Annotated in this window: 10 protein-coding genes; all 10 read right to left on the bottom strand. The window is 45.2% G+C overall.

Annotated features, from left to right (window positions below; all coding sequences use genetic code 11):
• Window positions 1-422: 422 nt before the first annotated feature.
• Window positions 423-1,103, bottom strand: coding sequence for a phosphate signaling complex protein PhoU (phoU, locus tag IV55_RS02920; RefSeq protein WP_057809198.1), 681 nt, complete (start codon window positions 1,101-1,103; stop codon window positions 423-425).
• Between the two features lie 29 nt (window positions 1,104-1,132).
• Window positions 1,133-1,891, bottom strand: coding sequence for a phosphate ABC transporter ATP-binding protein PstB (gene pstB, locus IV55_RS02915; RefSeq protein WP_057809196.1), 759 nt, complete (start codon window positions 1,889-1,891; stop codon window positions 1,133-1,135).
• A 16-nt stretch (window positions 1,892-1,907) separates the two neighbouring features.
• Window positions 1,908-2,717, bottom strand: a complete 810-nt coding sequence (pstB, locus tag IV55_RS02910; RefSeq protein WP_057809193.1) for a phosphate ABC transporter ATP-binding protein PstB — start codon at window positions 2,715-2,717, stop codon at window positions 1,908-1,910.
• Between the two features lie 11 nt (window positions 2,718-2,728).
• Window positions 2,729-3,616: a phosphate ABC transporter permease PstA gene (gene pstA / locus IV55_RS02905; protein WP_057809191.1), complete on the bottom strand. Its 888-nt coding sequence runs from the start codon at window positions 3,614-3,616 to the stop codon at window positions 2,729-2,731.
• Window positions 3,616-4,536 (bottom strand): phosphate ABC transporter permease subunit PstC, encoded by a 921-nt coding sequence (gene pstC, locus IV55_RS02900; RefSeq protein ID WP_057809189.1) that lies wholly within the window; start codon window positions 4,534-4,536, stop codon window positions 3,616-3,618. Before pstC ends, pstA begins: the two co-directional genes overlap by 1 nt.
• A gap of 14 nt (window positions 4,537-4,550) precedes the next feature.
• Window positions 4,551-5,435 (bottom strand): phosphate ABC transporter substrate-binding protein PstS family protein, encoded by an 885-nt coding sequence (locus IV55_RS02895; protein WP_057809187.1) that lies wholly within the window; start codon window positions 5,433-5,435, stop codon window positions 4,551-4,553.
• 314 nt (window positions 5,436-5,749) lie between these two features.
• Entirely contained in the window at window positions 5,750-7,123 is a 1,374-nt protein-coding gene (locus IV55_RS02890; protein WP_057809185.1) for a sensor histidine kinase, read from the bottom strand.
• Window positions 7,124-7,125: 2 nt separating this feature from the next.
• On the bottom strand, window positions 7,126-7,815 hold the full coding sequence (locus tag IV55_RS02885) for a response regulator transcription factor (RefSeq protein ID WP_057809183.1): 690 nt from the start codon (window positions 7,813-7,815) through the stop codon (window positions 7,126-7,128).
• 288 nt (window positions 7,816-8,103) lie between these two features.
• Window positions 8,104-9,220 (bottom strand): peptide chain release factor 2 gene (prfB, locus tag IV55_RS02880; protein ID WP_146993631.1). Its coding sequence is split into 2 segments (ribosomal slippage): window positions 8,104-9,147 and window positions 9,149-9,220, totalling 1,116 coding nucleotides; the frame shifts between segments, so codons are not numbered across the junction.
• A 302-nt stretch (window positions 9,221-9,522) separates the two neighbouring features.
• Window positions 9,523-11,886: a preprotein translocase subunit SecA gene (gene secA / locus IV55_RS02875; RefSeq protein WP_057809179.1), complete on the bottom strand. Its 2,364-nt coding sequence runs from the start codon at window positions 11,884-11,886 to the stop codon at window positions 9,523-9,525.
• Between the last annotated feature and the right edge of the window lie 111 nt (window positions 11,887-11,997).

Genomic DNA, 11,997 nt, shown 5'->3' with positions numbered 1-11,997 from the left:
GCCGTCACTGTTACCCTGTTTTGACGGAGAGTGTCGCTCGCTTTGCGAGCGGCACAACCTCAGTGCTAAAGTAAAAGGACACACTAAACTCAAACAGCCGCCGTTTCAGCACACTTACTAGTGTGAACTGAAACGACGGCTGTTTGAGTTTGCAGTTAACTATTACTTAGAGTGAACGTTGACCATGGCAGTCACAGTGGCGGCGAGTTTACTTCGACGTTCACTGCACTTGTGTCTTTGGCCGCAAAGCGGGCAAAGGCACTCCCCCAGCGCCAGGTTATTAGCAACAGAGACCAGATGTCGTGCCGTTAGCGAAGGATGCGCAAGGATTGCGCGAAGCCGAAGCGGTAAGGCACTACATCTGGTCGACGGTGAGCGAAGCGAACTTGCTAATGACCTGGCGCTGGGGGACACAGCACTGGCTAGTTAGCGTGCTCGTTAGTGTTTAGCGGATTTAAGTCCACAATCTTGCCACTTTGTAAGTACACGATCCATTCGCAAATGTTGGTTACGTAATCGCCAATCCGTTTTAAACACTGTGCTGCAACCATGTAGCCAGTGCTACCGACGACGACTTCTGGATCCTGCCGCATTTGGTCGATGCTTTGCCGATAAATCAACTGGTAGTAATCATTTGCACGAACATCTACCTGCGCGATTTTCTTTGCTTGCTCGGCATCACCTTTTACATAAGCGGCCAGCACATCGGCAACCATTTGTTGAACAATATTACCCATCTCCGATAATTGCTGTTCAATGTCATCTACTCGTTTATTACCCTTCACTTGAATTGTTTGTTGGGCTAGGTTCCGTGCATAATCGCCCATTCGCTCAAGGTCAGAAACTGCTTTTAAAATCGTTACAATTTCGCGTAGATCCGTCGTCACTGGTTGATACAACGCAATCATTTCAAACGTTTTTTTCTCTAAAGCAACTTCGCGATCATTAATTAATCGATCACCATCAATCACGGATTGAGCAACTTCACGGTCGTGATCAACAAAACTGGTCACTGCGGTTCCGATTGCCTTGGCAACTAGCATGCCCATTTCTGTAAAATTCGTATTTAAATCATTTAGTTCATCATCAAATAACCGTCGCATATGTGTGTCCTCCTAAATTTGCTTGCAGGTTAGCCAAACCGACCGGAAATGTAATCTTGTGTTTCTTGTTTCTCTGGCGCCATAAAGATTTTCTTTGTATCATTTGTTTCAATCAACTCACCTTGCAAGAAAAAGGCTGTTCGGTCTGCAATTCGTGACGCTTGTTGTAAATTATGTGTGACCGTGATGATGGTGTAGTCGTAACGCAATTGCAGTAACGTTTCTTCAATCACATGACTGGAAACAGGATCCAACGCACTAGTCGGTTCATCTAGCAACAGCACGCTTGGTGATACCGCAAGCACTCTCGCGATACAAACCCGTTGTTGCTGCCCACCAGAAAGCTCCAAAGCATTTTTTTGCAAATCATCTTTAACTTCGTCCCACACAGCGGCCTGACGAAGGCTTCGTTCAACTGCTTCATCCAGTTTTTGTTTGTCCTTCACGCCAGCTAGACGTAACCCATAAATCACATTTTCATAAATTGAAAACGGAAATGGATTTGGCTGTTGGAAGACCATCCCCACTTCTTTACGCAATGCCACGACATCCGTGTCGGGTGCGTAAATGTTCTGGTCACGAAACATGACATTCCCCGTGATGGTCACGTCATCAATTAAATCATTCATGCGGTTAAGGCAGCGTAAGTATGTTGATTTACCACACCCAGAGGGGCCAATTAGGGCTGTAATACCACGTTCTTGAAAAGATAAGTCAATTCCTTTCAACGCCTCTTTTTTTCCGTAAAACAAGTGCAGATTATCAGTCGTAATGATTGGTTCGGTCATGGCCTACCACCTCTTTTTACCCAAAGTTACCGGAAATGTAGTCATTCGTGATTGTCACTTTTGGCCGCGTGAAAATCTTCCGTGCTTCATCATATTCTAGTACGCGCCCTAAGTGGAAGAATGCCGTATAATCACTAACGCGCGCTGCCTGTTGCATATTATGGGTCACGATGATGATCGTATAGTTTTCTTTTAACTTCAACAATGTGTCTTCAATTTGTGCAGTTGCAACTGGGTCTAACGCACTAGCTGGTTCATCTAGTAACAGAATATCTGGTTTAACCGCAATCGCACGGGCAATACATAACCGTTGCTGTTGCCCACCCGATAATGCAAGGGCACTCTTATGCAGCTCATCTTTCACTTGATCCCACATTGCCGCTTGCCGTAGTGACGTCTCGACAATTTCATCTAGTTCTTGTTTATCATGTACACCACGTTGTCGTAGTGCAAAGGTGATGTTGTCATAAATTGACTTAGCAAACGGATTTGGTCGTTGAAATACCATCCCAATATGCCGCCGCATTTCATACACATCGATTTGATTACTATTAATGTCCAAATCACGATACATAATGTTGCCTGTAACACGTGCCACCCCGTCGTTCATTCGATTTAACGAGCGTAAAAAGGTGGATTTACCAGAACCTGACGCGCCAATCAACGCGGTAATTTTATAGCGTTCAAATTGTAAATCAGCTTCACGCAACGCTTCGTTTTCACCGTAGTAGACATGCAAATCCTTTGTTGCCAGTGCTAGTTCATGTTCAGGTTCACTAAAAGTCAAAATATTTCGTTCAGGCGCCGTTGTTTGTAAATCAGCCATGTTGGTTCCCCCTAATCATTTGCCGTCAGGCGTTTGTATAACCGATTACCCAGCCAGCGTGCCAAAAAGTTAAACAGTAGCACCGCAATTACTAACACAGCAGATGCGCCAGCCGAAACTGCGCTCGCATCTGGCATGATGCCTTCTGAGTTAATCTTCCAGATATGAACCGCTAATGTTTCAGCAGGCCGTAACGGATTTAGTGGACTGGCGATATTAAAAGGATTCCAGTCTGCAAAGTTTAACGCCGGTGCAGATTGACCGGATGTGTAAATCAAAGCGGCGGCTTCACCGAACACCCGTCCAGCACTGAGAATCACCCCTGTTAGAATGCTGGGCACCGCTGCTGGCAAGATAACTTTAGTGACTGTTTCCCATCGTGAAAGCCCTAAAGCTAGCCCTGCTTCACGCTGCAAATTTGGAATGGACGCCAATGACGTTTCCACACTGCGCGTCAACAATGGCAGATTGAAAAAGGTTAATGCCAATGCACCAGACAAGATGGAAAAGCCGAGTTTGAACTGCACCACAAACAGTAGAAAGCCAAACAAGCCAACAACTACTGATGGTAATGAGCTTAAAATTTCAATCGCCGTACGAACAACATTCGTGATCCAATTTTGTTTCGCATATTCATTAAGATAGATTCCCGCCCCCAAAGCAATTGGAAACGAGATTAGCATTGCCAAGACCAATAAGTAAAACGAGTTGAATAGTTGAATACCGATCCCACCGCCAGCGGAAAAGGCCTGTGCCGGTGCCGCTAAAAAGTGCCAAGATAATTTCGGCAGACCCGCTAGCAGAATGTATCCAAGTAGGAACGCTAGAATGAGCACAACCAATCCTGCAACTGCATAGAAGACTGCTGTCGCAATTTTATCTGCTGTTTTTGCTTTCATTAGCGTAGCGCTCCCTTCCGACCAATCAACCGAATTACTAAGTTAAAGACAAGTGACATAACCAGTAATACAAGTGCCAACGACCATAATGCATTGTTTTGTAAACTGCCCATGACAGTGTTCCCAATTCCCTGTGTCAGCACTGATGTTAACGTTGATGACGGTGAAACAAGGTTTTGTGGTAATAATGCCGCATTTCCCACTACCATCTGAACGGCCAACGCTTCACCGAATGCTCGCGCCATCCCGAAGACAACGGCCGTTAAAATTCCTGGCGTGGCAGCACGTAATACCACTTTGTAAATTGTTTGCCAACGGGTCGCACCCAAAGCCAGCGAAGCCTCACGATAATAACGTGGTACCGATTTTAAAGCATCAGCGGTCATGGAGGTAACGGTTGGTAAAATCATAATGAATAGGACAACGGTTCCTGATAAAATCCCAAAGCCACTACCACCAAAGGTATTACGGACTAGCGGCACCACCACTGACAGCCCGATAAATCCATAGACTACCGACGGAATCCCCACCAGTAGTTCCGTCACTGGCTGAATAATTTTAGCTCCGTGCCGCGGTTCAATTTCATTCATGAATACTGCAGTTCCAATGGCAAATGGGGTTGCGACCAGTGCAGCCAAAACCGTAATCAGAAATGATCCGACAATCATTGGAAGTGCACCGAATAAGGGTTGACCACTGGCATTTTTAACACCTGGATCCCAAGTTTTACCCGATAAAAATGACCAAAAATCGACATGATTTTCAAAAAATGTTGCTAATCCTTTTGTTGCAACAAACCAGAAAATGGCGATTACGACGAGCACGATTAAACTCAATGCTGATAAGCTAATTAACCGGCCGCGTCGTTCGCTATGTGTTGCTTGTGATGTTTGCTGTAATTGCGTTTTGATTTTGTCCACAAGGTCATCCCCTTTTAGCGCTGTGTCTGCGGCGTAATATGTCCATCCACACTACGATCAACTTGCATCTGGTCGATGCGGATATAGCCTAACTGATGTACTAATGTTGCCTGAATTTTAGGTGACATGATGTACGCCAGAAAATCCTTCGTCACACCAGTTGGCTGCCCCTTCGTATACATATGTTCATAAGACCAGACCCGCCAACGATTCTGTTCCACGTTTTCATTCGTTGGTGTCACATGATTCAATGAAAGTGCTTGTACTGATTTGTTAACGTATGAAAAAGCAACATAACTGATGGCACCTGGTGTGGTACTTACTAAAGAGCGTACCATCCCTGATGAATCCTGTTCTTGGGCCGTCTTCGCTTTATGGCCACCTAATGCCCAGCGTTCAAAGGTTGCTCGCGTACCAGAGCCTTGCGCACGGTTAACGATTGTGATTGGCACATTTTTACCACCGACTTGCTGCCAGTTTGTATAGGTACCGTCAAAAACTTTTTGTAAGTCTGCTGTGCTTAAATTGGTGACACCCGTTTCTTTGTTAATGATGGGCACGATTCCCACCACAGCCACTCGGTGATCAACCAAGTTACTCGGTTTCAAGCCAGCCTGTTCTTCGGCAAACACATCCGAATTACCGATGGCCACGGCACCTTCTTGAATCTGGCTAAGACCAGTCCCTGAACCGCCACCTTGGACATTGATAAAGACACCAAGCTTTTCACCACTGTATTGCTCACCTGCAGCTTCTACTAACGGCTGCAGTGCCGTCGAACCAACCGCCGTAATCGAGCCACCCGTAGCTGATTTAGCCCGGGTTTGATACCCGATGCCTAACAGGCCACCGATGACTAAAATGACACCAATCATTGCCCCAATGCGTCGCTTTCTCATCTCGCTCCTCCTTCACCTTTCGCTCACTTTATAGTGTAGTCGGTCGATGTAAAGCACATGTGGTCGCTATGTAAAGGTTGTGTAAAGAAGTGAAAACAGCGTACACAATAAAACTACACCAGACCCAACTACGCCTGTTAGTCTTCAATCTGAGCAACTACGAACAACGCCCTCTGACAAGTTGAATTTGTGAACCCACAAAAAAATCTGGAAACACAAATGCGCTCGGCCCCATCAAATTGACAGGACCGAGCGCATTTATGTTCCCGGACTTCGTTATTTTGCTTGTAAATTTAACTCATGCGAGCACACGTTTACTTGATTGGAAATGAGACTAACATGGTCGTTCCAGCATCTACTTGACTCATAATTTGTACATGCCCGCCAAGAACAGTGGTTAACTCCTGAACGATGGCCAAGCCAAGGCCAGTCCCAGGAATCCGTTGCTTTGTCCGGGATAAGTCTGCTCGATAAAAACGTTCAAAAACACGTTCCTGCTGTGCAGTTGTCATCCCGTAACCAGTATCCGTAACCGCTAGTTGCCAATCTGTCGCAGTCGTCGTCAGTGAAAACGTGATTTCACCACCAGTGTGATTGTACTTAATCGCATTCGATAATAAATTCTTGATAATCTGCGTTAATTTTACCAAGTCACCATGTACGTTAAAGTCAGTTGCAACATTATTTTGCACGTGCAGTTGCCGACGTTCAATCGATTGTGCTTGGAGTTTTAGTTGATCATTAATCACGTCTGCAATCGTGACAGTCGTCAGCGGTGTAGACTGACGGCGTGGACTTTGAATTCGTGAGACAGAAAGCACATCTTCCACTAAGTCCATCAATTCGTGGGCTTGATCATCGATGATTTGTAAAAATTCATCGCGTTTAGCGGCATCCTCCTTCGCACCGGCCTGCAGCGTTTCCGTAAAACCAATGATTGCCGTCAATGGTGTTTTCAACTCATGCGATGCATTGGCGACAAAGTCCAACTGCATCTGTTCGATCTGTGTGACTTCAGTTAGGTCGTACAGCAAAACCAAAACTTGTGCATGATGCGATCGCGGCTCATTATAAATCGTCGAGACCTCTAACGTTCGATCCGCCGTTGGCAACTTCAACGTTAATGTCTGCCGCTGGCGTTTTTGGGTCTTTAGCGTTTGCTCAACCTGTTGCATCAAATCATAATGGCGGACATCCGCAGTGTAAGGATGTGGAATCGTGCCAACATTAATTTCCAATAGCTGTGCTGCCATTGGATTCAATAGTTGTGTTTGTCGATTGCGATCAATTAACATCACGCCAACGGGTAAATATTCCAGTAAACTGTCCAATTCACTTTTTTGTCGTTCAAACACATGACTTTGATGTCGCAACTCGTCGGCAGCCAGATTGATTGCATGGGCCAAATCGGCATAGGCATGGTCGGCCGGCAGTAGAATTGGCTGCGTCGTTTGCGGCGATCCTAGCCGTTGCACCTGCAGGGTCAGGTCGTTGACCACCGCTTCTTGTTTAGTAATTAGCCACCAAATAATGCTGCCTTCAATAATCGTCGCAAGTAGCACGACCAAGGCAACTAAACCTTCAGAAACGATCCCATCTGGTCGTTGCCAAACCACTAAAATAAACAGCAACACAGCTGCATTGATGATGGTCGCAATGCCTAATAATCGATGTCGTAATGTTTGCATCCTTATGCATCTCCAAATCGATAGCCAAAGCCACGTACGGTGTGTAGATATTGGGGATGCTTTGGATCTGGCTCAATTTTTTCGCGCAAGTGACTGACATGCATATCAACCATTCGCGTATCACCGGCATAATCATATCCCCAAACGCCGGCAAGGACTGTTGCCCGATCTAACACACGACCTTGCCGGTGAATGAAGTATTGCAACAGTTCAAATTCACGTGGCGTTAACGTCAAGGCTTCACCTGCTCGCCGTACCAAATGACTACTTTCGTTGACTTCGAGGTCACCAATTCGCACGCTATCCTTTGAAGCAACTGCAGACACATCCTCCTGCCGCCTAGTGACTGCCTTAATTCGCGCCAAAATTTCGCGCGGTGAAAAGGGCTTCGTCACATAATCATCGGCACCAATCTCTAATCCAAACACGCGGTCAAATTCCGCACCTTTCGCTGTCACGATAATGATTGGCACCTGGTTACCAAATTGCCGCACCTGCTTAGTAACCTCTAATCCATCTAACTTTGGCAACATCAAATCCAACAAGACACAAAAATAGTCAGTCTCCTGTATCTTTGCCAAGGCAGTCATCCCATCTGTGGCAACATCAACGCCATAACCCGCTTGTTCCAAATTATACTGGAGCAACGTTACGATACTTGGCTCATCATCGACAACTAAAATTTGCTTCATGGACGCCTCCAATTCCCGTTTAATATTAGCTGCAGTATAGCACACCCAGCTGTCAGCTTAGGTAAAATGAAATTCAAAAAAAGAGAGTGGAACAAAAGTCGGGAAGTCGTGAGCAAGGCCTAGAGCGACCGTACGGATTGGTCTTCAATCCGGTAGGTAGTTCGTAGCCTGCGCAGCGGCTTGACTTTTGTTCCACGTTTTTCACTATTTATACTCGTAAATCAAAAAGGAGCCTGGGACAAGCTGACTTTTGTCCCAAACTCCTTAACTTGTCTGTCCAGATCATAATTAATCTGGATTTTTTTGTTTCAAATTCCATTGCAAGTAAGCATCAATGAACGGATCCAAATCACCATCAAGAACAGCCTGGGCATTCCCACTTTCAAAGTTTGTCCGATGATCTTTAACCATTGTATATGGTTGGAACACGTATGATCGAATCTGTGAGCCCCAACCAATTTCCATTTGAACACCTTCCAGCTTTGCTTTTTCCTCGGCCTTCTTTTGCTCTTCACGTTCATACAATTTCGCCTTTAACATCGACATTGCCGTCGCCTTGTTTTGAAATTGCGACCGTTGTGCTTGCGATGAAACAACAATGCCCGTTGGTAAATGGATCAATCGCACCGCTGAAGACGTTTTATTGATATGTTGTCCACCGGCGCCACTAGAACGGAACACTTCCATCTTGATGTCATCCGGATTTAAATCAACATTAACTGAATCATCTAATTCTGGCATGACATCCACGCTGACAAACGATGTATGTCGGCGACCCGCGGAATCGAAAGGTGAAATCCGGACAAAACGATGCACACCCTTTTCACTTCGAAGGTAACCAAACGCATTCGTTCCTGAAATCCACAGCGTCGCACTATTTAAGCCGGCGACATCCCCGCCTTGGTAGTCAACAACCTCAACGGTAAAGTGGTGTTGCTCCGCCCATCGCGTATACATGCGAAATAGATTTTGACCCCAATCTTGAGATTCGGTACCACCTGCACCTGGATGAATTTCCAAAATGGCGTTATTGGCATCATATGGTTCATCCAGCAATTGTGTTAATCGATATGCGCGTAATTGCTGCTCGGCCGTGTTAATTTCATCATCCAACTGTTCCATCATTTCAGGATCAGCATCTTCCTCCAACAGTTCAATGGTGACCGCCAAATTATCGACGGTATCAGCTAATTCCACAAATGTATCGTGCTTGGCCTTTAGTCCATTGTTTTCATCAATCACCTTTTGCGCAGCGACATTATCATTCCAAAAATCTGGATCTGCCATTTGTGACTCATTTTCTGCGATGCTTTGGTTCAAGGCATCAAGGTCAAAGTGACCCCCTAAAGTTCGTGATTTGTTGTTGCATACTGGCTAAATGTTGCTTCGCTTCTGCTAGTTCCATGTGCGTCACTCCTTCTATTTTATTGAATTTTTATCCACGTTTTAGCTATTTGAATTCATAAAGTAAAGGGTCTGGGACATGAATGTCACCAGACCCTTTTTGTTCGTATCTGTTTAGATTTTGAAACCATGAGCGGTAACCCTGAATCTTTGTTTTAGATGGGTTTCATTACAACTCTGATTAAAACGAGTTCGACAACCCAAGACCCTGTGCATTGCCTAGCCGCCGGTTATGGGCCAAAAGCGCCCACAACCACCGTCTTTGCAATTGCTCGGGTCTTAAACGGGTTGTCTCACTCTCTACTATCTTTCCATATTTTGTCTGATTTCACTCTTCATGAATAATCGCGTGGCGTCGTATTCAATATCGAAGATCATTTCTTCAAACATCGTAAAGGCGTTACTTTGGTATTCAATCAACGGATTCAATTGACCATAACCACGTAACTGAATGGATTGGCGTAATTGGTCCAGCGTATCAATGTGGTCCGTCCAGTGAGAATCGACACAACGTAGGATAACAACCTTTTCGAACTCCAGCATCTGACTTGGATCATACAGTTGCTTTTGTTTATCCTCATACACGCGCTCAGCTTGTTCCATCAAATACGTCTTGATTTCAGCTGCTGATTTGCCAGATAACGTTTCTGTAGAAATTTCATCATCATTGACCATTGCCGATCCAGCAAAGTCGACGATCTTATCTAATTCCCACTTCTTTTTGTCACCATTCGTGTGCATATCAACAATCCGATTCACTGTCCGTTCAATCATCGGCATGATAACCCACTTCAAGTCATCATTTTCAGTGATCACCAGTTGCCGTTGCTTGTAGATAACACCACGTTGTTCACGCATTACATCATCATATTGCAACACGTTTTTACGTGAATCATAGTTGTTACCTTCAACCCGCTTTTGCGCAGATTCAACTTGGCGCGTAATCAAGCCGCTCTTGATGACAGCATCATCATCGTCAACGTTCATGCGTTGCAGAATCGCTTTAACACGATCAGAACCAAAACGCAGCATCAAATCATCTTCAAGTGATAGGTAAAACTGTGAAAAACCAGGATCACCTTGCCGGCCAGAACGTCCCCGCAGTTGATTATCAATCCGCCGCGATTCATGACGTTCAGTCCCGATAACTGCTAGACCACCGATTTCCTTAACGCCAGGTCCAAGCTTGATATCAGTTCCCCGTCCGGCCATGTTGGTCGCGATGGTAACGGCACCTTTTTGACCAGCATTCATGATAATTTCCGCTTCACGCGCATGGTTCTTCGCATTTAACACACTATGTGGGATGTGCAAGGAATCCAATTGATGCGAAAGATACTCTGACGTTTCCACAGCCACCGTACCGATTAGCATTGGCTGGCCTTTTTCGTGCAACGTCTGAATTTCACGAACAACCGCGTTAAATTTACTCTTCAAGCTTGGATATAACAGGTCTGGTTCATCTTTTCGCTGAACTGGCCGGTTCGTTGGAATGGTGATAACTTCCATATTATAGATTTCACGAAATTCTTCTTGTTCCGTTTTAGCGGTCCCGGTCATCCCAGAAAGCTTTTTGTACATCCGGAACAAGTTTTGGTAGGTGATGTTGGCCATTGTCTTGGTCTCATCTTGAACTTCCACATGTTCCTTGGCTTCAAGCGCCTGGTGCAAACCATCGGAGAACCGACGGCCTTCCATGATTCGTCCCGTAAATGAATCAACGATTTGAACTTCGCCATCCTGAACAACGTAATCCTTGTTGTTAAACATGATGTAATTGGCACGTAAAGCTTGGTCTATATGATGCGTTAAGGCTGTATTTTCAGTATCATACAGGTTTTCTAAGCCAAAGTATTCTTCAGCTTTACGGTTTCCCTCATCCGTTAACGAAACCGTTTTGGATTCAAGGTCGACCTTAAAGTCACTCTTTTCACGTAACGTCTTGGCGAAGCGGTCTGCCCGTTCATAAAGGTTACTGTTACTAGTTGCACCACCGGAAATAATCAATGGCGTCCGTGATTCATCAATTAAAATAGAATCCACTTCATCAATGATAGCAAAGGCTAAACCACGTTGTACCTGGTCTTCTTTGTAAACGACCATGTTGTCACGCAGGTAGTCAAACCCAATTTCACCATTGGTTGAATAGGTAATGTCAGCATCATAAGCGGCCCGCTTTTCTTCGGCAGACTTTTCAGCACCGTTGATTCCAACGGATAAACCTAGCCAGTTATACAATTCACCCATTTCTGTAGCATCCCGGGCGGACAAGTATTCGTTAACCGTGATAACATGCACCCCTTCGCCGGCTAAGGCGTTTAGGTACACTGGCATCGTAGCAGTCAACGTTTTCCCTTCACCAGTTTTCATCTCGGCGATGTCCCCATGGTGTAAGACAATTCCCCCCATGATTTGAACACGGAATGGGAATAAACCAAGTACCCGCCGCGCACCTTCACGAGCAACGGCAAACGCTTCTGGTAATAATTCATCCAGCGTTTCGCCTTGTTGATAACGTTCTTTTAATGCAGGCGTTTTAGCCTGTAATTCTTCATCAGTTAATTTTTCAAGTTCATCTTTAAAAGCCTCCACCTGATCAACGGTGTGACTCATGCGCCGTACTTTACGGGCATCGGATTCAACCCAGTTTCGTAATACATTTGGCATATTGTAACTGTTTCCTTCCTGAGCGCATTTTCGTTACAAATAACGCAGTCTATCAAACTAACATTTTAGCATTTACAGGTGTTTTTGAAAACACGCACGGCTTAAAACCAC

Source organism: Furfurilactobacillus siliginis (assembly GCF_001437435.1).
In the GTDB taxonomy this organism is placed as follows: Bacteria; Bacillota; Bacilli; order Lactobacillales; family Lactobacillaceae; genus Furfurilactobacillus; species Furfurilactobacillus siliginis.
Note: the sequence above shows the minus strand (reverse complement) of the source record. Positions and strands in the feature narration are given on the sequence as shown.